Origin of the sequence: Pseudomonas palmensis, from assembly GCF_049942755.1 — a bacterium.
Classification (GTDB): domain Bacteria; phylum Pseudomonadota; class Gammaproteobacteria; order Pseudomonadales; family Pseudomonadaceae; genus Aquipseudomonas; species Aquipseudomonas palmensis.
The window spans coordinates 5,694,323-5,713,640 of sequence record NZ_CP187958.1 but is presented as its reverse complement, the minus strand read 5'-3'; the positions used below and the strand labels follow the sequence as shown (position 1 = coordinate 5,713,640).

The 19,318-nt window shown below is 63.5% G+C and carries 15 protein-coding genes and 1 pseudogene; 7 read left to right on the top strand and 9 right to left on the bottom strand.

Annotated features, from left to right (window positions below; genetic code table 11):
• Positions 1 to 49: 49 nt before the first annotated feature.
• The 3 genes from ACPRTJ_RS26395 (at position 50) to ACPRTJ_RS26385 (ending at position 3,153) form a co-directional block, all read left to right on the top strand.
• Positions 50 to 1,216, top strand: coding sequence for an MFS transporter (locus ACPRTJ_RS26395; RefSeq protein ID WP_058540393.1), 1,167 nt, complete (start codon positions 50 to 52; stop codon positions 1,214 to 1,216).
• A 124-nt stretch (positions 1,217 to 1,340) separates the two neighbouring features.
• Entirely contained in the window at positions 1,341 to 1,781 is a 441-nt protein-coding gene (locus tag ACPRTJ_RS26390) for a MerR family transcriptional regulator (protein WP_116053566.1), read from the top strand.
• 94 nt (positions 1,782 to 1,875) lie between these two features.
• Positions 1,876 to 3,153, top strand: a complete 1,278-nt coding sequence (locus ACPRTJ_RS26385) for an NADH:flavin oxidoreductase/NADH oxidase family protein (protein WP_088514795.1) — start codon at positions 1,876 to 1,878, stop codon at positions 3,151 to 3,153.
• Between the two features lie 59 nt (positions 3,154 to 3,212).
• Here ACPRTJ_RS26385 and ACPRTJ_RS26380 read toward each other — a convergent pair whose 3' ends face one another.
• Positions 3,213 to 4,625 (bottom strand): amidase, encoded by a 1,413-nt coding sequence (locus ACPRTJ_RS26380; protein WP_275731628.1) that lies wholly within the window; start codon positions 4,623 to 4,625, stop codon positions 3,213 to 3,215.
• Between the two features lie 88 nt (positions 4,626 to 4,713).
• The gene (locus ACPRTJ_RS26375) at positions 4,714 to 6,006 is read right to left on the bottom strand and encodes an MFS transporter (RefSeq protein ID WP_043861683.1); all 1,293 of its coding nucleotides are present in this window, start codon (positions 6,004 to 6,006) and stop codon (positions 4,714 to 4,716) included.
• 97 nt (positions 6,007 to 6,103) lie between these two features.
• Between ACPRTJ_RS26375 and ACPRTJ_RS26370 the strand changes: the two genes are divergently transcribed.
• Positions 6,104 to 7,087 carry an Lrp/AsnC family transcriptional regulator gene (locus ACPRTJ_RS26370; RefSeq protein WP_100632503.1) on the top strand — a complete coding sequence of 328 codons (984 nt, stop codon included), beginning with the start codon at positions 6,104 to 6,106 and terminating at the stop codon, positions 7,085 to 7,087.
• Between the two features lie 36 nt (positions 7,088 to 7,123).
• Here the strand turns inward: ACPRTJ_RS26370 and ACPRTJ_RS26365 are convergent, their stop codons facing one another.
• The 3 genes from ACPRTJ_RS26365 to ACPRTJ_RS26355 all read right to left on the bottom strand — a co-directional run bounded on the left by ACPRTJ_RS26365 (position 7,124) and on the right by ACPRTJ_RS26355 (position 8,796).
• Entirely contained in the window at positions 7,124 to 7,456 is a 333-nt protein-coding gene (locus tag ACPRTJ_RS26365) for a hypothetical protein (protein ID WP_426427659.1), read from the bottom strand.
• Positions 7,457 to 7,532: 76 nt separating this feature from the next.
• Positions 7,533 to 8,042: an autoinducer binding domain-containing protein gene (locus ACPRTJ_RS26360; protein ID WP_426427656.1), complete on the bottom strand. Its 510-nt coding sequence runs from the start codon at positions 8,040 to 8,042 to the stop codon at positions 7,533 to 7,535.
• Positions 8,043 to 8,163: 121 nt separating this feature from the next.
• Positions 8,164 to 8,796, bottom strand: coding sequence for a hypothetical protein (locus ACPRTJ_RS26355; protein WP_426427654.1), 633 nt, complete (start codon positions 8,794 to 8,796; stop codon positions 8,164 to 8,166).
• Between the two features lie 346 nt (positions 8,797 to 9,142).
• Between ACPRTJ_RS26355 and katG the strand changes: the two genes are divergently transcribed.
• A complete protein-coding gene (gene katG / locus ACPRTJ_RS26350; RefSeq protein ID WP_426427652.1) occupies positions 9,143 to 11,413 on the top strand; it encodes a catalase/peroxidase HPI in 2,271 nt (756 codons plus the stop codon).
• Between the two features lie 90 nt (positions 11,414 to 11,503).
• Here katG and ACPRTJ_RS26345 read toward each other — a convergent pair whose 3' ends face one another.
• From ACPRTJ_RS26345 to ACPRTJ_RS26330, 4 genes are all read right to left on the bottom strand, one after another.
• Positions 11,504 to 13,372, bottom strand: coding sequence for an ATP-binding protein (locus tag ACPRTJ_RS26345; protein ID WP_426427651.1), 1,869 nt, complete (start codon positions 13,370 to 13,372; stop codon positions 11,504 to 11,506).
• 8 nt (positions 13,373 to 13,380) lie between these two features.
• On the bottom strand, positions 13,381 to 14,064 hold the full coding sequence (locus ACPRTJ_RS26340) for a LuxR C-terminal-related transcriptional regulator (protein ID WP_043861687.1): 684 nt from the start codon (positions 14,062 to 14,064) through the stop codon (positions 13,381 to 13,383).
• Between the two features lie 107 nt (positions 14,065 to 14,171).
• The gene (locus ACPRTJ_RS26335) at positions 14,172 to 14,807 is read right to left on the bottom strand and encodes a LysE family translocator (protein ID WP_426427648.1); all 636 of its coding nucleotides are present in this window, start codon (positions 14,805 to 14,807) and stop codon (positions 14,172 to 14,174) included.
• An 81-nt stretch (positions 14,808 to 14,888) separates the two neighbouring features.
• Positions 14,889 to 16,301, bottom strand: coding sequence for a PLP-dependent aminotransferase family protein (locus ACPRTJ_RS26330; RefSeq protein WP_043861689.1), 1,413 nt, complete (start codon positions 16,299 to 16,301; stop codon positions 14,889 to 14,891).
• A 360-nt stretch (positions 16,302 to 16,661) separates the two neighbouring features.
• On the opposite strand from ACPRTJ_RS26330, the gene ACPRTJ_RS26325 reads away from it, so the two are divergent.
• On the top strand, positions 16,662 to 18,077 hold the full coding sequence (locus tag ACPRTJ_RS26325) for an amino acid permease (RefSeq protein ID WP_043861690.1): 1,416 nt from the start codon (positions 16,662 to 16,664) through the stop codon (positions 18,075 to 18,077).
• 222 nt (positions 18,078 to 18,299) lie between these two features.
• A pseudogene (locus ACPRTJ_RS26320) lies at positions 18,300 to 19,277 on the top strand (cache domain-containing protein); the annotation flags it as partial.
• Between the last annotated feature and the right edge of the window lie 41 nt (positions 19,278 to 19,318).

The window sequence follows — 19,318 nt, the reverse complement described above, 5'->3', positions numbered from 1 at the left end:
CGTTAAAAAACTGCATCGTAGCATTGGCGGCATAGATAAGGAGCCTTCCATGCGTATCAATCCACCACTTGTCGCACTTGCCATCGGTGCCTTTGGCATCGGCGTAACAGAATTCGCCCCCATGGGCATGTTGCCGGGTATAGCTCAGGATCTGGGCGTTTCGATTCCCGCTGCCGGTTTGCTGGTCAGTGCCTACGCGCTGGGCGTATTGCTCGGTGCACCGCTGATGACACTGACCACCGGCAGGATTCCCCGACGCTATCTGCTGATCGGGCTCATGGGGATTTTCACCTTGGGTAATCTGATGTCAGCCCTGGCCACCGATTACTACAGCCTCATGGTCGCCAGGGTGGTGACCTCACTGAACCATGGTGCATTTTTTGGCGTTGGCTCCATCGTCGCCGCCAGCGTGGTCGCCCCGGAAAAACGTGCCGGGGCGGTGGCGGCGATGTTCATGGGCCTGACCTTGGCGACCATCGGCGGTGTGCCGCTGGCCACCTGGTTTGGTGAACTGTTCGGTTGGCGCACCGCTTTCTGGGGAATTACCGGCCTCGGCGTGGTGACCATGGCCGCATTATGGTTCGCCCTGCCTAACCTGAAGACGTCGCAAAGCGTCGGTGTAATGGCCGAAATTCGAGTACTGGGACGCGGTCCGGTGCTGGGCGCGTTGGCCCTGACCGTAGTCGGGTCGAGCGCGATGTTTACTGTCTTCACCTACATCGCGCCGATCCTCAGCAGCGAGACCAATGGTTCCACCGCCTATATCACTGGCATGCTGGTTCTTTTCGGGGTGGGGTTGACGCTGGGCAACCTGTGGGGCGGCAAGGCCGCCGACCGCTCGATAGATCGCACCTTGATCGTCTCGCTAAGCGTTCTGATTCTCGTCTTGCTGGCGTTCACCCTGCTGATGCGTTGGGCGGTGCCGGCCGCTCTGGCCATCCTGATATGGGGTATCGCCAGTTTTGCCCTGGTGCCGCCACTACAGATGCGGGTGATGGAAGCAGCGAAGGACGCGCCCAATCTTGCCTCTGCGGTGAACATTGGCGCCTTCAATTTTGGCAACGCGATTGGCGCAGCGCTGGGCGGAGCGGTGATCAACGCCGGGTTGGGTTATCCGGCCATTTCCCTGGCCGGAGCGTCGATGGGTGCTCTGGGGCTGCTGATGGTGTTGGCGTATGGCTGGCGCTCCAGAACTGTTGCATCAACAGTGGCGTGACGAAGCGCTGATGCCAGTGGCGTAGACAGTGGTCGAGCCTGAATTCAATGCGTGATGGTTGGCCGCCCCGATGACTTTAGGTTTAAAGTCAACTTCAAGGTCAACAGAGTGTTCAGGGTGGGTTATGCGAATAGGCGAACTGGCGAAAATCAGTGGTTTGGCGCCCTCACGCATCCGGTTCTACGAGTCGAGCGGCTTGATCAAATCTGTCGAGCGCAAAGCAAATGGTTACAGGGACTACGCGCCTGATACCAAGTGGGTGTTGGAGGTCATCACCGCAGCGCAGGCGGCGGGTTTTTCATTGGAAGAAATTCGGCAGTTGATGCCGATGAATGCCAGCGGTTGGCAGCACGATGAATTGCTCAGCGGGCTTAAGCAAAAGGTTGAGGAAATTGCTGTTCTACAGCAACGGCTAGCCCACAACAAAGCGCAGCTTCTGCTCGTCATCCAGGGCATCGAGGGTAAGCCCGAAAGCATGGCGTGCGCGGAAAATGCGCAAATGCTGATCAATCGCCTGCGTGAAGAAGGCATTGGCAAAGCGCCGGGCAAGCGTGCGGTGCGTTAAGGTCAAACTCCACTGCTGCACTGCGCAAAAGGGTATTGACCTTAAAGTTGACTTTAATCTTAAGGTGGCCTCCTCTTCAGTTGAGGGCTGCTCCATGAATGTGTTCGACACCCTGATGCTTCCCAACGGTTCAACCATCAAGAACCGAATCGCCAAAGCTGCCATGGAGGAGAACATGGCGGACGCCGATCAGGCGCCTTCCAAGGACTTGCTGCGTCTCTATCAAGCATGGGCCGACGGTGGTGCCGGCCTGATCATTACCGGCAACGTTATGGTCGACGGCCGCGCCATGACCGGACCGGGTGGCGTGGTGTTGCAAGACGATCAGCAATTGCACAAGTTCAAGCACTGGGCGCGTACAGGTCGGTCTGGCGGTGCGCAGTTCTGGTTGCAGATCAATCATCCCGGTCGCCAGATGCAGTCCAACCTTGGGCAAAAGACCTGGGCCCCGTCAGCCGTGCCGCTGGATCTCGGCAAAATGTCCAGGCGATTTGCCACACCTCATGCGATGACCCCAGGCGTGATCGAAGAGGTTGTTCAGCGCTTCGCGAATACCGCACGCCTCGGCGAGCAGGCCGGATTCACTGGTGTGGAAATTCATGCTGCCCATGGCTATTTGTTGAGCCAGTTCCTTTCGCCGTTGACCAACCAGCGGACGGACGAGTGGGGTGGCCCTCTGGAAAACCGGGCGCGCCTGTTGCTCGAAATCGTCAAGGCGGTCAGGGCTGTGGTTTCTGCGGATTTTGCAGTGGCGGTCAAGCTGAACTCCGCCGATTTCCAGCGCGGAGGATTCACCGCCGATGACGCGAAAAAGGTGGTTGAGTTGCTCAACGACCTGGGCGTGGACATGGTGGAGTTATCGGGAGGCAGCTACGAAGTGCCCGCCATGCAGGGTGACGCGCGCGATGGTCGCACCCTGGCTCGCGAAGCCTATTTCGTCGAGTTCGCCCGTGATATCCAAACCGTCGCCAACATGCCGGTGATGGTCACTGGCGGTATACGCCGCCGCCCGGTGGCCGACAGCGTCGTGCAAAGCGGTGTGGACATGGTGGGCATCGGAACCGCCCTTGCTATCGACCCGCACCTGCCTCGCCAGTGGCTGGCGGGCAACGACAATGCCCCGCAATTGCCGCCGATCACCTGGAAAAACAAAGCCATGGCGGCCTTGGCGAACATGGCTGTAGTGAAGTTTCAACTGCGTAAACTCAGTCGCAATAAAAATCCCGACCCGAGTGTTTCACCGTTGCTCGCGCTGATCCTGCAACAGGCAGCCATGGCCTTTCGCACTCGCCGGTACCGGAGATGGGTAGAAAAGTCTTCGCATTGCAACGGCCTGACGATCGCAGCGCACGGCGATGGTCTGCCTGGATGACACCTGCGCAACATCACTGAAGACGTTGCGCCAGGTGCTACGCGAGTGTTGTTCCGGGCTTAAAGCCCCCACCGCCCCAGCTCGGGCTTGCGCTCGTCAAGCAGCAGTGCAGGCGCCATGGCGCTCGCCATGTTCAGCAAGTGCATGTCGGTAGATACCGGTGACAGCAGCTGCACGCCAATCGGCATCTGTGCTTCATCGAATCCGGCGGGTAGTGCGATTGCCGGGGTGCCGAGGTAGTTACTGGCGCGGCTGAACGTGCCGATGCTCACGTGAGCAGCGTCCTGGTCATCAAGAGGCAGGGCCCCGTGACCGCTGACCGGCATCAGCAGAACACCGGATGAGCCGATCGCTCGTCTGAAGGCCTCGGCGGCGTGGGCACGCTGTGCAACGGCGTGTTCGTAGTCGTCACGGCTGATGGCCGCGCCGGCCAGGATGCGATTGCGCACCACCTCCCAGAGCGGCTGCGCAGGGTCATGTGCAAGGTGGCCGAACTCGCGATACCCCTCATAGGCAATGATCATCGAGTTGCACTCGGACAGCCGGCCGATGTTCAACTCATCCTCTGGAACCCAGCTCTGGAGCGTCCAGCCGGCCTTTTCCAGGGTGACCAGGGCCTGATCCCATACCCGGCGAGCGCCCACGGACAGCGCACTTGGGAACGCGCTCTGGTCCAGTACGAACACCGTGCCCGGCTTGGCTGGTACCAGCTCACCTGCAAGGTCGGCCTGAACGCTCGACCCACTGCCGGTAGACGGGCTGGCAAGGATGGCCGTGAGTGCATGGGCGTCGCCAACATCACGGGCGATCGGGCCCAGCACGTCGAGGCTGGGCGCAAGCGGAACCACACCGTGCACGCTGATGACCCCGCTGGACGGTTTGAAGCCGACCAGATGATTGAGCGATGCGGGGGCTCGGATCGATCCGCCGGTATCGCCCCCCACTGCAACAGGTACAAGCCCTGCGGCAACAGCAACCGCCGCACCTGAAGAGGAACCGCCCGGGGCGCGATGCAGCGTTGTGTCCCACGGGTTCCAGGGCGTGCCTCGGGTCGGGTTCTGCCCGGACAGGCCGAACGCAAATTCGGTCATCTGGGTCTTGCCCAGGATAACCATTCCGGCCGCCTGCAATCGTTGCGCGACGGTGCTGGTCACGGCACTGACAGTGCTCAGGCGGCTCAACGAACCTGCCGATGCCGGGGTATGGGCGATTTCGATGTTGTCCTTGATGGCGACCGGTACGCCATGCAAAGCGCTCAATGGGTGGCCTGCCTCGAGCGCACTGTCGGCGGCATCGGCTGCCGCCAGGGCTTGCTCTGCGAACACTGCGGTAAAGGCATTGAGCTCGCTGCCGCGAGCAATGCGGTCCAGAAAGTAGTGCGTGACGGCACGCGAGGTGATCTGCCGGGTAGCGATCAGATGGGCAATCTGCAGGGCAGACTGGAAACATAGGGCTTCGGATCGTTCGAGCATGGGTTCTAGGTTCTAAGCGGTGTGGGTCGGTAATCCCCGTATCCGATACTCGTTGACGGGGATTGCATGGCGTTGTTCGAGCCAGTGACTATTTCAGTGGCTTTCCGGCTGTTTCCGGCATTTTGATGAAGGTCACAAGCGTGAGCGCGGCGCCTGCGAGCACGTAGTAGAAGAACCAGCTCTCCTGACCGTTGCTCTGCAGCCAGGTCAGCAGATACGGCGTGGTACCGCCCAGCAGCGCCACCATCAGGTTGTAGGGAGCACCAATGCCGACGGCGCGAACGCGGCTGGGGAACTGTTCGGACATGATTGCCGGGGCGATGGAGGTATAGAGCGCGTAGAGCATAAGGCCGAACAGCTCCACCATCAGGATCGACGAGAACGTCGGCTGCATGCTGGTGATGATCGGGTAGAAGAACACCAGGTAGCCCAGGGCGAACACGATCAGTTGCGGCTTGCGCCCGAACTTGTCAGAGAGCATGCCGAAGAGTGGGTGCACGAGCATGAACGCGACCATTGCAACCGTGTTTGCAGCGAACGCTGTCGAGGACTCCACGTGCAGCGCACGGATGGCATAGGTCGGGATGTAGATGACGAACAGGTAGAAGGCAAAGGTGCTCAGGATCGAAAAGCCCACGATCCGCAGGGTCTCGCGCGGATAATCGCGCAGCAGGGTGCGCAGCGGTTGCTTCTCTACCTTGTCTGCGGTTGGCGGCGTGGAGGCTTCTGCTTCAGGTACCGACATACGCAGCCAGATGCCTGCGATACCGCCCAGGGCGCCGAGCAGGAACGGAATGCGCCAGCCGAACTCTCTCATCTGTTCCTCGGTGAGGAGGGTGGTCAGCGCCCAGCCGATCGCCGAGGCGGTCAGAATGCCCGCGGCGGAGCTGAAGAACACAAAGCTCGAAAAGAACCCGCGACGGTGGTCCGGCGCCAACTCGGCAAGGTAGGTAGAGGCTGAAGCGTATTCACCGCCCAGCGACAGGCCTTGCATCAGGCGCGCTATCACCAGCAAGACCGGCGCGAGCAGGCCGATCTTCTCGTAGGTGGGGGTGATGCCGATCATCAGGGACCCGCCTGCCATCAGCAGGATGGTGACCCCCAGTGCCGATTTGCGGCCATAGCGATCAGAGTAGATCCCCAGGGCCCAGCCGCCGATCGGGCGCATGAAGAACCCCACGGCGAAAATCGCGAAGGTCGCCAGCAGGGACGCCGTTTCGTCATTTTTTGGAAAGAATTGTGTGGAAAAGAACACCGCGAACGACGCATAGATCGTCCAATCGAACCACTCCACCGCATTGCCAATGCTGCCAGCAGCAATTTTGCGCGCGGTTGATACCTGCGGCTTTGCCGCTTCGGACGTTTGAGTCGCATAATTCATTGGCTTGTGCCTTTGGGTTTGAGTTGTAATTGTTTTTAGACATGTGCGGCGTTTTTTTGTATTAATTTGGCCACTTGAGCGAAGGTATTGTAAGGATATGGTCTCGTCAACCGTTGATTCGGATGAAAAAAGACATTTTGCGTTGGATGACGCGGATCTGGCCTGCCTGATTGCACTGCAGGCGAACCCTCGCGGCACCTGGCGGGATCTGAGCGCCGGCTGCGATGTGGCGGAGCGTACGCTTTCGCGTCGGCTGCAACGCTTGATGGACAACGGGTATATCCGGGTGATCGGCGAGCTCGACCCGGTTGTGGTGGGGAGTGGCCCGGTGCTGCATGCCTGGATTCGGGTAGCAGACGGTCGTCAGAGCGAAGTGGCGCAGCACCTGGCGCAGTGGGCACAGACGCAGGTTGTGATGGCGACAACGGGCGAGTTCGACATCTTCACCGAGATCAACCTGCCCAGCGTGGAAGCGCTTTCTGACATGGTGGTGCGGGAGTTGCCGCTGGTGCCGGGGGTTAGGCAGGTTCAGACGCAGGTGGTGCTCAGGTCGTTCCGACGAGCCAGCCGCTGGCGTATTGATGGTTCGGTGCCTACCGAGCCGGTGCTGGCCGGGCCTGTGAGCCTGAGTGCTGACGAAATGCGGTTACTCGGCGCCCTGACCCTGGATGGAAGGGCCAGCCTGGGCGTGCTTGCCGAGACATGTGGAGTCAGTGAGCCGAAGGTTCAGCGGATGCTGAGTGGGCTCGTCGACAGCAATGCCCTGACATTTCGTGTGGAGCTCGAGCCGTTGCTGGTGGGCTATGGGGTAGAAGCGATTGTGTCGTTGCAGACTCGACCGGGTGCGGCGGAGGGCATTGCCCAGGAACTGGCGAAGGATGAACACACGCGTTGCCTGTTTGGCACCAGTGGCGGCTCGCAGCTGTTCTGGCATGTGCTGTGCCGTGATATCCATGATCTATGGACCGTCTCGACCGCCCGCATGGGATCCCTGGACGGGATCATCTCGTGTGAGACCAACACGGTGGTCAGGGCCTACAAAAGGGCGGGGCGGGTGCGTCGAGGGTTGATGGTCGAGTAGGGCTCATGCCTGCCTTTGTGCAAGCAACGTAGCTGGCTACGTTGCCTGTTTGGGCTTCCAGTAGTCCATCTCGGCCACCGCTCTTTCAATGTCATCCATGTCGTCGCAGCCCAGCTCGAGGTTGAACTTTTCAGTGATTGTTCTTCGCATGGCGGCCAGTCGACGGGTGATCTGGTTTTCATCGATGAACCGTGTCGTCTCTTCGCAATACAGCGCTCTGTTGCCTGGGCTGATGTCGCCATCAACATCCCTGTAGTAATGGCGGGCAATGTCTCTCAGGGAAATGAGCATGTATTCGATATCGGCGACAAGGTGGATGGCTTCTTCTCCAGACAGGAGGATTTCTCTGTTTTCCTTCAGCAGTTTCAATGGGTCTTCCACTCGATCTTTGAACGGGTCAGGTAGCGAGGATATCCCATGTGGCGCTGGCGAACCCCATTGCGGGTCACTCGGATGATGACGGCCCCTGCGGGTCATTCACCAGAGCGGCCGCCGTCGCATGCAGCACCTGCACCAGCCACAGCACCGCGGCCCCCTTGCGGTAAAGCTCATTGACGGTCACGGGCGGGTGTTGGCGTACCACGCTCAAGCTGCTGAACCTGCCGTGCTCATCGTGAAAGGGTTGGGTCCAGCCGAGGCAAACGCCGTGATCCTGCGCGCCTGCCCACAACTCGGGGGGGCTGGTGAAAGCCTCTGGTGTCCATAGCAACGGGAAGGATGAGTGCCGGCTGTGCGCAAGCAGGGGCTCAACGACCGCAGGCTCATGGCGACGGTAGCTCTCGCCCCATGGGTTGGGGCAGTTGCTTTGTGTGATCGAAAAGGTCGGGGTGGTGAAACTGAAGGCGTAGCAGTCGAAACCCAGGCACCGAAGCAGCTTTTCCAATTGCGCCAACTGGCTGTCCAGGTCCTTCGAGCACACCAGCTGACGCAGTTGCTCCGTTGTCCAGTGATCCATCGTTGCTCATCCCTGCATGATGTGAACATCCGTGGATACAGATCAGTTTCTCCTGATAAATACGTATCAGATGCGCCTTTTACGACTGTAGCTCAGCTTTTTTGCGCTATTGCAAAAAGCGCTAACGCTTTTGCCGGGTGGCCTGCCTCTGGTCGGGCCTGCCCTCAGGGTCAAGTTCGCGCAGGCTTGCGGGCCCTTGTGCCGGTGACTCACCAGTCACCTGGCACAGCAACGCGCTGACTCGCTCGCCGTCCACCACGCCCCGTGCCTGCAAGAGGTCGGCCACTGCTACCAGCCCCGCCCAGTACCGGCGTACCAGGCAGCCGGACCGGGCAATGGCCAGGGCCTCGGCATCGAGCAGCTTGTGCGCGGGCAACAGGCTGATCAGTTCATGCCCGCGGCAGCGGTCGCCACGGCCGCTGCCGCGCAAGATCCGGTCATAGCGTGCGTGCCGGTGGATGGCTTCGGCCACGGGCCCGGCAAAGCAGTGCAGCAGGTCGCGCTCGATGGGTTCGACGAGGGAGGGCAGGTATTCGGCAATGCCACGGGCGGCGAAGGCCGGGTGCACGATCAGGTAGTCCGCCTCCACCAGCCCCTCGGCAAAGTGCGCACGCCCGTTCAGGTCGATCAGCGGGCCGCTGGCGGCCTGGGCGTGGGTCAGCACGGTCACCCGTGCAATGGGCTGGCCGTTCCACCACACGGCCAGGGCGTGACCGGCCTCGTGGATGGCGGTTGAACGCGGGCGCATGTCCATGGGGCGAGCCTCCCGTGGGGTGGTCGCTCGCCCTGACTACGCCTGCGTTATCGGTGCACGGCTCAGCGAGCGTTTGTCCTACCTTCTGCTCCCTGGCGGGTTCCGTATAAGAGATTATGGCTATCACCCACCAATACTGCGGCTATTTGCCGACTCGGGGGCGGCGAACTAGCCTTAGTTCGGTGCCGGCGCCAGCTGGCCGACCCATCCTGATGAAGAGACAAGATCGCGGCGCTCAGCCGTTCGAGTCGTTGACGATGCAACCTGTGTAACTGATTTCGCACGTTGCCACGGCGCCCTGGCAGGGCTGCCTGGCGACATGAACTCGACCAAGGGTAGCTCTCACATGGCAACTGAATCGAAATGCCCGTTCAATCATGCCGCCGGCGGTGGCACCACCAACCGTGACTGGTGGCCCAACCAGCTCAACCTGAAGATCCTGCATCAGCACGCGCCCCAGGCCGACCCGCTGGGCGAGGGCTTCGACTATGCCCAGGCGTTCAAGAGCCTGGACTTCCAGGCCCTCAAGCAGGACCTCACCGCGCTGATGACCGACTCGCAGGACTGGTGGCCGGCCGACTTCGGCCATTACGGGCCACTGTTCGTGCGCATGGCCTGGCACAGTGCGGGCACCTACCGTACCGGCGACGGGCGCGGCGGTGCCGGCTCCGGCCAGCAGCGCTTCGCGCCGCTCAACAGCTGGCCCGACAACGTCAGCCTCGACAAGGCGCGGCGGCTGCTGTGGCCGATCAAGCAGAAGTACGGGCGGGCGATTTCCTGGGCCGACCTGATCGTGCTCACCGGCAACGTGGCGCTGGAGTCGATGGGCTTCAAGACCTTCGGGTTTTCCGGCGGTCGCCCGGACGTGTGGGCGCCGGACGAGGACGTGTACTGGGGCTCGGAGAACAAGTGGCTGGGCGGCGACACGCGCTACGGCAAAGACCCTGAAGCCATGCAGCCGCCGGGCGAGGGCACCCTGGTGGCCGAACCCGAGCAGCACGGCAACGAAGAAAGCCGTACCGAGCAGGGCCGCAACCTGGAGAACCCCCTGGCCGCAGTGCAGATGGGGCTGATCTACGTGAACCCGGAAGGCCCGGAAGGCAACCCCGACCCGGTCGCCGCCGCCAAGGACATTCGCGAGACCTTCGGGCGCATGGCCATGAACGACGAGGAAACCGTGGCCCTGATCGCCGGCGGCCACGCCTTCGGCAAGACCCACGGCGCCGGCCCGGCCGACAACGTGGGCCCCGAGCCTGAAGCGGCAGGCCTGGAGGAGCAGGGCCTGGGCTGGAAGAACAGCTTCGGCACCGGCAAGGGCCCGGACACCATCACCAGCGGCCTGGAAGTGACCTGGACCACCACCCCGACCCGCTGGAGCAACAACTTCCTGGAGAACCTGTTCGGCTTCGAGTGGGAGCTGACCAAGAGCCCGGCCGGGGCCCACCAGTGGACGCCCAAGGGCGGCGCCGGCGCCGGTATCATCCCCGACGCCCACGACCCGTCCAGGCGGCGCAACCCCACCATGCTGACCACCGACCTGTCGCTGCGCTTCGACCCGATCTACGAGAAGATCTCGCGCCGCTACCTGGAAAACCCCGACCAGCTGAGCGATGCCTTTGCTCGCGCCTGGTACAAGCTGATCCACCGTGACGTGGGCCCGCTGTCGCGCTACCTGGGCCCGGAACTGCCCGCTGAGGAGCTGCTGTGGCAAGACCCGATTCCCAAGGTCGACCACCCGCTGGTCGATGACGGCGACATCGCCGCGCTCAAGGCCAAGGTACTGGCCTCGGGCCTGTCGGTGGCGCAGCTGGTGTCCACCGCATGGGCGGCGGCTTCCACCTTCAGGGGTTCGGACAAGCGCGGCGGTGCCAATGGCGGGCGGCTGCGCCTGGCCCCGCAGAAGTTCTGGCAGGCCAACCAGCCCGAACAGCTGGCCGCCGTGCTCGCGACCCTGGAAGGCATCCAGAACGAATTCAATGGGGCGCAGGCCGGTGGCAAGAAGATCTCCCTGGCCGATCTGATCGTGCTGGCAGGCAACGCCGGCGTCGAGCAGGCTGCGAAAAACGCCGGGCATACGGTCACGGTGCCGTTCACGCCGGGGCGCACCGATGCCAGCCAGGAGCAGACGGACGTGGAGTCGTTCGGCTTTCTCGAACCCATTGCCGATGGTTTTCGCAACTACCTCAAGGGGCACTACCGCGTGCCGGCCGAAGCGCTGCTGATCGACAAGGCGCAACTGCTGACGCTCAGTGCACCGGAGATGACGGTGCTGGTGGGCGGCCTGCGGGTGCTGGGGGCCAATGTGGGCCAGAGCAGCCATGGCGTGTTCACCCAGCGGCCGCAGGCGCTGACCAATGACTTCTTCACCCACCTGCTGGACATGGGCGTGGAGTGGAAGCCGGTGTCCGAGGCCGCTCAGGCGTTCGAAGGGCGTGATCGCAAAAGCGGGCAGGTGAAGTGGACCGCGACCCGGGTCGACCTGGTGTTCGGCTCGAACGCGCAATTGCGGGCCGTGGCCGAGGTGTATGCCAGTGCGGATGCGCAGCAGCAGTTCGTCAGCGACTTCGTGGCAGCCTGGGCCAAAGTGATGAACCTGGACCGTTTCGATGTGAAGTAGCGCGTTCGCCGGCAAGGCCGGCCCCTGCAGAGCAGCACAACCCCTGCAGGGGCCGGCCTTGCCGGCCAAGCGAATGCCTGCAGTACCGGCTCACACGCTGGCCGGCACCTCCCGTTGCAGCGCAAGGCGTGCAACAAGCCGCGTACAACCCGGCAGCGAAACCACCTCCAGCTGACCGCCCACCCGGGCGATGCGCGCATTCATGCTGCGCATGCCCACGCTCACCCCGGCGCGCTGTACCGCCAGCACGTCGAAGCCGATACCGTCATCCTCGATGTTCAGCTCCAGGCTGTCGGGCTGCGGCTGCTGCAGCTCAACCCGCACATGCCGGGCACGGCTGTGCTTGACCACATTGGTCAGCGACTCTTCCACCAGGCGGGTCAATGCCATGCACTGCAAGGCGCTGGGCGGTGTGCGCCACTGCGCGGCAAAGTGCCAGGTGCAGGTCACATCCAGTTCGTCGAACAGCTGGGTGAAGCGATGGCGCAGCGGGGCGATCCATTCCTGCGGCGTGGCCGGCACCTTGATGCCGGCGCTGGAGCCATTGTCGATGGTCTGGCGCAGGTCATCACGCAGCAATTTGAGCATCGACAGAAACTGCGGGCCCTGCAGCGGCGTGCTGGCCTGCTCGACCATGGCCATCATGCGCACCAGCGAACCGCCCAGCCCATCATGCAGGTCGTGGGCGATCTGCAGGCGGTCCTGCAGGCGGGAGTTGGTCAGCGCCAGGGCGTGTTCGCGTTCGAGGGTGGTGGCCAGTTCCCCGCGAGCGCGCTCGATGCCTTCGGCCAGCTCCAGGTTGAAGCGCTCGATGCGGCGCACGCTGCGCGCATGGCGCAAGCCCAGCACCACCGACATGCACAGGGTCGTCACCACGCTGGTGAGCGGTGTCCACGCGGGCGTTTCGCCGATCAGCTTCAGCATTATCAGCAGGTCATGGGCCCCGGCCAGCATGAATACCAGCAGGCTGGCGGCCAGCCACACATGCTCGGTCCGCCGGGTGCGCAAGGCATGCAGCTGAAACTGCAGGCAGTTGAGGAAAAACACCGTCGCCGTGCTCAGCACCGCCACCAGTTGCGCGTTGCCGACGCGGGCATCCGGGGCCAGTGCCATCAAGGCCACCAGTGCGGCAGTCAGCAGCCAGAGTGCCTTCTCCAGGCGCGGCAGCGATTGCCCGCCAAAGCGCCAGACAAACACGCAGAAGCAGGTGACGTACATCACCAGCGCGATGCCGTTGAAGCGCGCAGCCATCAGGGTGGTGGAGAAGGGCCAGGGGCTGGTCATCAGTATATTGGCGATGAACAGCACCCAGCACAGGGCCATGGCCGCATACCAGCCAAAGATCCGTTGCTCGCGGCGGATCACCCAGATACAGAAGAACAGCCCGCCCAGCACCGCCGAGACGGTCAGGTTGAGCACGAACAACGAGCGGTTGGTCCACAGCAACTCTTCATACAGCTGGCGTGCCGAGGCCTCATCCCCCAGGTACACCGGCCCCAGCCCGGGTGACTGTACCGCCAGGCCCACCACACGTACCCACAGCGTGTTGACGCCTTCGTGCAGCAGGCCTTCGGGCAGGTGCCAGTAGCGGGGCATGTTCCAGCTGCGTGACAGCGGCTCGCTCAGCTGGCTGTCACGCCACAGGCGCTGGTCGTTGACGAACACTTCGCCGGCCATGATCACCGAGCGCAGCGTCAGTGCCACCGGCATGCGTTGACCGGCCGCGCAGTCGCGCTGCCACTGGAGGCGGTACCACACCGTGCCGTCGTGCTGCGGCCAGCGTCGGCTCCAGTCGTCGGGCAGGGTCACGGCCTGCCAGGGGCCGGCCTCGGGGCGGTTGCCCTGGTCATCACCCTGGGCGGCGGCTACCGACAGCACCTGCACGGTGCAGCTTGCACCGCCCGGCGTTGCAGCCTGCGCTGCACCCGACAGGCACAGGACGAGCAGCCAGCACGCCATCAGGCCTCTCAATCGAGCAGGCCACGCGTGCGTGCCGCATGGATGGCGCGGGTGCGCGAAGACACCGCCAGCTTGCGATAGATGCGTTTGACGTGGCATTCGACGGTGTAGCGCGACAGGTTCAGCTGTTCGGCGATTTCGCGGTTGCCCAGGCCCTCGGCCACCAGGCGCAGGATCTGGTCTTCACGCGGGGTCAGGCGTTCGCCATCGGCGGTGTCGACCGGCTGGGCGGCCCCCGGGCGCAGTTCCTCGATGATGCGCCGGGCCACGAACGGGTCGATGGGGGCGCCGCCGCGCAGCACGCTGCGCAGCGACAACAGGATCTCCAGGTCGTCGCGTTCCTTGAGCACATAGCCGGTGGCGCCTGCCCGCAGCGCCGCGAGCAGGGTGTCTTCGGTGCTCCATGCCGAGATCACCAGGATCGCCTGGCCGGGGTCGGTGGCGTGCATCTCTTCGATCAGCTCGATGCCGTTGCCGTCGGGCAGGCCCAGGTCTACCAGCGCCAGCGCCACCGGCTGCGCCGCCAGGCAGGCGCGGGCCTCGGCCAGCGAGCTGGCGAACAGCAGGGCCTCGGGCCGGTAGCCCAGTTGCAGCAGCAGGGCTTCCAGGCGGCGGTGGATCAGCGGCTCGTCCTCCACCAGCAGTACCGGCGCGAGCAGCGTGGGTTCGGGAACAGTCGTCTGGATAGGCATGGGCAGTCTCGGGCGCGCGGTGGGGGCGACTGTGCCCCATGCAGCGGCCAATAGGTATCCCTGAAAACAGGTAAATGAAGCCTCATAGCCTACCCCACGCCCCGGTGCTAGCCCAGCGCCATTACCGCGATCACGCCCAGCGCCAGCATCACCAGCATCGCCCCCGTGGCCCGCTCCAGCCACGGCAGGGCACGGGCGAAGCGGCGGCGCACGTGGCGGTTGCCGATCACCACCGCAACCAGCAGGTCCCACGCCAGCACCACGCCGAACATCCACAGGCCGTAGGCCAGCTTCCAGCCAGGGCTTGCCTGCGGCCCGCTCAGCATGGCCGCCAGGCTGGCGTAGAACAGCGCGTTCTTGGGGTTGAGGATGCCGGACACCACCCCCATGCCGGCGGCGCCCAGCCAGGTGGTGGCCGCGGGCGACGGTGCCGGCGCCCCCTGCGGGGCAACCTCCAGCGTACTGGCACCGGCATGGCGGATGAACAGCCAGCCCAGGTACAGCAGGTAGGCGCAACCGGCCAGTTGCAGCACGATGAACAGCGTGCTGTGCGGCTGCAGCACCGACACGCCGGTAAAGGCGGCGACGATGAACACCCCGTTGGCCAGTGCGATGCCCAGGCAGGCCCCGCTGGCCACGCGCCAGCTGGTGGCCAGGGAGGTGCGTGCCACCAGGAAGAAATCCGGCCCGGGTGACAGCAGCGCCAGAAAGTGCGCTGCTGCAATGATCAGGAACTGCTCCATGTAACCTTCACTTCTATGGATGTGGGTCCAGGAAGTGTGTGGCGGGGCCGGGGGCGGCGTATTGAACAAAATTGCGCAGGTTCAGGCGGCGTGACGGGCGAACAGCTTTTCCAGTTGCTGCCACAAGGCCGGGTCGGTGCTGAACGCCACGTTGAAGCGCATCCAGCCGGTGGCCTGGGCGTCGACCATGAACAACTGGCCGGGGCCGATCATGATGCCGCGCTCCAGGGCGTCGTCCACCAGCGCTGCGCTGTTGGCGATCTGCGGGTGGCGGGTCCACAGGTACATGCCCTCGTCGGACTCGACGAAAATCTCGAAGCCCAGGCGGTTCAGGCGACGGCTGACCTCCTGCTGCGCCTCGGCCAGGCGCTGGCGCAGGCGCTTGAGGTGCTTGCGCCAGCGCCCGTCGGTGATGGCCGCATACACCACGCGCTCCATCACCTGTGAGGTGGTCAGGCCCGAGCGCATCTTCAGTTGCAGCAGCTTCTGGATCAGTTCGGGGTTGGCCAGCATGTAGCCCACCCGCACGTTCGGCGAGATGCTCTTGGAATAGCTGCCCACGTACACCACCTGCTGCAGGTGGTCCAGGCTGCTCAGGCACGGTTGCGGTTCGGCCACCATGTCGGCGTACAGGTTGTTCTCCACCAGGCGAAAGCCGTGTTGCGCCGACAGTTGCAGCAGGCGGTGCAGTTGCGCCAGCGGGGTGCGCGAGCAGGTGGGGCTGTGCAGGTGCGGCTGGGTGAAGAACACCGTGGGCCGGTGGTGGGCCAGCAGCCGCTCGAGATGCTCCAGGTCATACCCGGCCGGGGTGCGCGGCACGCCGATCAGGGTGGCGCCCTGAAAGCGCAGGATGCTCATCAGGTTGGGGTAGCCCGGGTCGTCCACCAGCACCACGTCGCCCGGGCGCACCAGGGTGCGCACCGCCAGGTCCAGCGCCTGGCTGGCGCCGTGGGTGAGCATCAGCTGGTTGGGGTTGGCCACGATGCGCTGATCCTGTTCCAGGTTCTGCGCGGTGAGGGTGCGCAGCTCGAGCAGGCCCATGGGGTCGCCGTAACCGCTCAGTTCCATCACGCTGCCGGCCACCTGGCGCAGGCCGCGGCGCAGGCCGTCCTCGAACATCCACTCGTTGGGCAGCCAGCCACAGCCGGGCTTGAAGGCCAGCTGGCGGCTTTCGAAGATGTTCTGCAGGTACCACTCGGAGTTGAACTCCGGCTTGCCCGGCTCGGCGTCGCTGGCCTGGCTTTCGATGCGCTCGTTCACCGAGCGGTTGACGAAGAAGCCGGCATTGCCGCGGCTGACCAGCAGGCCCTGGGCCACCAGCCGATCGTAGGCTTCGACCACGGTGAAGGTGCTGACCGAGTAGGTGGCGGCGAAGGCGCGGATGGACGGTACCTTGGCACCGGGTTTGAGGGTCTGGTTCTCGATCAACTCACGCAACCCGTTGATGATCTGGTTGACGAGCGGGGGGGCGGAGTCGGGTCGTAATTCAAGCATGTTGGGGCTGTGCCTTCAGGGTGCGTAACGCCTGGCGCCTGCAGGGAACGGGGGTGTACTGCATTGGCGGCCTGTACAGTGCAGTGCATATTTCACGGCGCTGTGCATGGCTCTCTGTGTCGTACATTTTTACATTAGGGGTCTGTATTCGCCAGCTAAAGCATGTTGAGAGGCCCGATCACTACCGCCAGGGGCAAGCCCCCGGGCGTGCACAGCACGATTGCCGACCTTCAAGGCCATGGATGCCCGCCGGGTTTGCGATCCATCCCGTACACAATCAGACACTGACGAGCAATGAAGCCCGGCATTCGCCGGTCTTGCGTGTTCGCTGGAAAAAGAAAAACAAGGGGTAGACAACTGATGGACGCTACATCGACTTCCACATCCTCCAAGGTGGAGCCCGAGAGCAAGCTTAGCGCTTCGCTCAAATCGCGCCACCTGACCATGATGTCCATCGCCGGGGTGATCGGCGGTGCGCTGTTCGTGGGCTCGGGGAGTGTGATCCACAGCGCCGGGCCGGCCGCCATCCTGGCGTACCTGGCCGGCGGCATCCTGGTGGTGCTGATCATGCGCATGCTGGGTGAAATGGCCACCTCCTCGCCAGACACCGGCTCGTTCTCCACCTACGCCGAGCGCGCCATCGGGCGCTGGGCAGGCTTCACCATCGGCTGGTTGTACTGGTGGTTCTGGGTCATCCTGATGGCCTGGGAAGCCTATGTGGCGGGCAAGATCCTGCACGGCTGGTTCCCCTCCATCAGCGTCAACGTGTTCGTGCTGGCCACTACCCTGGTGCTGATCAGCGTCAACTTCTTCAACGTCAAGCACTACGGGGAGTTCGAATTCTGGTTCGCGCTGATAAAGGTGGTGGCGATCATATGCTTCCTTGTGGTGTGCGGGCTGGCCGTGGCCAACCTGTGGCCCACCGGTGAGGTCCACGGCATCAGCAACCTCACGGCCCAGGGCTTCATGCCCAATGGGGTGGAGGCAGTGGTGGTGGCCATGCTGGGGGTGATGTTCGCCTTCCTGGGCGCCGAAATCGTGACCATCGCGGCCGCCGAGTCGAAGAACCCGTCCGAGCAGATCGTCAAGGCCACCAACTCGGTGGTGTGGCGTGTGTGCCTGTTCTATGTGGGTTCGATCTTCCTGATCGTGGCCCTGGTGCCGTGGAACGACCCGCTGATGGGCCAGTCGGGCTACGGTTCGTACCGTCGTACCCTGGAGCTGCTGGGCATTCCGGGCGCTGAGTTCGTGATGAACTTCGTGGTGCTGACCTCGGTGAGCAGCTGCCTGATCTCGGCGCACTACACCGCCTCGCGCATGCTGTTCTCGCTGTCGACCCGCGGTGATGCACCGTCGTTCTTCAAGATCACCCGCGCCGGTACCGGTGTGCCGGTGTTCGCCATCATCGGTTCGTGCTCGGTGGCGGTGTTCGTCGCCCTGATCAACTTCAGCGACACCCTGCGCCCGAAAGACGTGCTGGACGTGCTGATGAACACCACCGGCATGATCGCCTTGCTGGTGTACCTGGTGATCGCGTTCTCGCAACTGAAGATGCGCCGCAAGCTGGAAGCCGAGGGCAAGGAAATCCGCCTGAAGATGTGGCTGTTCCCGTGGCTGACCTACCTGGTGATCGTGTTCATCATCGGGTGCCTGGTGACCATGGCCTTTGTGCCGGACTACCAGGTACTGGTGTTCTCCACCGGTGCGGCGGCGGCCATCGTGGCACTGATGGGCGTGTTCATGCACGTGCGTGCGGCCAGGCAGCTCAAGGGCTGACAGGCACCATGACGAAAAAGACCAGGGCCGCAAACGGCCCTGGTTTTTTTTTGCCTGCCCGCGGCGCGGATGCCGCCCGCCGGGTTCGTCCTACAAGCAGTGGCCGTGATGCCGGTAAACAATCCCCATTACGGCACCGGGCAATCATCGCAACGTTGATTGCAGTGTGCCAGTACGCCTGCCTAGCATGCCCGTTTGCTCGATTCGGCACGGAGTGCAGGCATGAAGATCGTTCACAAGGCTGGCCTGGCGGCCGCCACATTGCTGTTCATTACCACCGGATTGCTGTCGGTCACGCAGGTCAGCCAGGTGCGCGAGGCCCTGCACAAGCAAGTGTCTGCCGGCATCGCCGAGTCCAGCGGTGCCCTGGCCCGGCAGATCGAGAACTGGCTGAACGCCAAGCTCAAGCTCATGGGCCTGGTGGCGCAGGTCATCGACAGCCGCTACAGCCCTGAAAACACCCAGCGCATCATCGACAGCCCGATGCTCAAGGACGAGTTCATCCTGATATTCGGCGCCTTGCAACGCGACGGCAAACCCCTCACCAACACGCCCAGCTGGCGCCCCGATGCGAGCTGGGACGGGCGCACACGGCCCTGGTATGCCGTCGCCAAGGGCGCCGACAAGGCGGTGCTCACCGAGCCCTACATCGACTCGGCCACTGGCGAAACGCTGATTTCGGCGGTCACGCGCCTCCACGATGGCGCTACCTTCGCCGGCGTGCTGGGCGGCGATATCCGCCTCAAGAGCGTGGCCGATGCCATCAATACCCTGGACTTCAACGGCGCCGGCCATGCCTTTCTGCTCAGCCGCAACGGCACGATCATTTCCCACCCCGACAGCCAGTACAACGGCAAGCCCTACAGCAGCCTGTTCGATGGCCAGCACCCGGCGCTGGACAGCCAGCTGCAGACGGTTCGAACCGGCGATCACGATTCACTGGTGTCCTTCACCCCGCTGACCTACCTGGAGGGCATGGACTGGTTGATCGGCGTGGTGCTCGACCAGCGCATCGTGATGGCCGAGGCCGACAGCCTGACCTGGCGTGCAGTGCTGGCCACGCTGCTCGGCGTGCTGGTGAGCCTCGTGGTGCTGGGCCTGCTGCTCGGGCGCCTGCTCAAGCCGCTGGAGCTGCTGCACCGCTCGTTCCATGAGGTCAACCAGGGCGACGGCGACTTGACGCGGCGCCTGCCCGACGGCGGCAATGACGAGGTGGCGCTGGTGTCGCGCGAGTTCAACGG

Coding starts and splice junctions, on each gene's coding strand:
- ACPRTJ_RS26395 (WP_058540393.1), top strand. CDS start 50: ATGCGTATCAATCCACCACTTGTCGCACTTGCCATCGGTGCCTTTGGC.
- ACPRTJ_RS26390 (WP_116053566.1), top strand. CDS start 1,341: ATGCGAATAGGCGAACTGGCGAAAATCAGTGGTTTGGCGCCCTCACGC.
- ACPRTJ_RS26385 (WP_088514795.1), top strand. CDS start 1,876: ATGAATGTGTTCGACACCCTGATGCTTCCCAACGGTTCAACCATCAAG.
- ACPRTJ_RS26380 (WP_275731628.1), bottom strand. CDS start 4,625: ATGCTCGAACGATCCGAAGCCCTATGTTTCCAGTCTGCCCTGCAGATT.
- ACPRTJ_RS26375 (WP_043861683.1), bottom strand. CDS start 6,006: ATGAATTATGCGACTCAAACGTCCGAAGCGGCAAAGCCGCAGGTATCA.
- ACPRTJ_RS26370 (WP_100632503.1), top strand. CDS start 6,104: ATGGTCTCGTCAACCGTTGATTCGGATGAAAAAAGACATTTTGCGTTG.
- ACPRTJ_RS26360 (WP_426427656.1), bottom strand. CDS start 8,042: ATGGATCACTGGACAACGGAGCAACTGCGTCAGCTGGTGTGCTCGAAG.
- ACPRTJ_RS26355 (WP_426427654.1), bottom strand. CDS start 8,796: ATGGACATGCGCCCGCGTTCAACCGCCATCCACGAGGCCGGTCACGCC.
- katG (WP_426427652.1), top strand. CDS start 9,143: ATGGCAACTGAATCGAAATGCCCGTTCAATCATGCCGCCGGCGGTGGC.
- ACPRTJ_RS26345 (WP_426427651.1), bottom strand. CDS start 13,372: ATGGCGTGCTGGCTGCTCGTCCTGTGCCTGTCGGGTGCAGCGCAGGCT.
- ACPRTJ_RS26340 (WP_043861687.1), bottom strand. CDS start 14,064: ATGCCTATCCAGACGACTGTTCCCGAACCCACGCTGCTCGCGCCGGTA.
- ACPRTJ_RS26335 (WP_426427648.1), bottom strand. CDS start 14,807: ATGGAGCAGTTCCTGATCATTGCAGCAGCGCACTTTCTGGCGCTGCTG.
- ACPRTJ_RS26330 (WP_043861689.1), bottom strand. CDS start 16,301: ATGCTTGAATTACGACCCGACTCCGCCCCCCCGCTCGTCAACCAGATC.
- ACPRTJ_RS26325 (WP_043861690.1), top strand. CDS start 16,662: ATGGACGCTACATCGACTTCCACATCCTCCAAGGTGGAGCCCGAGAGC.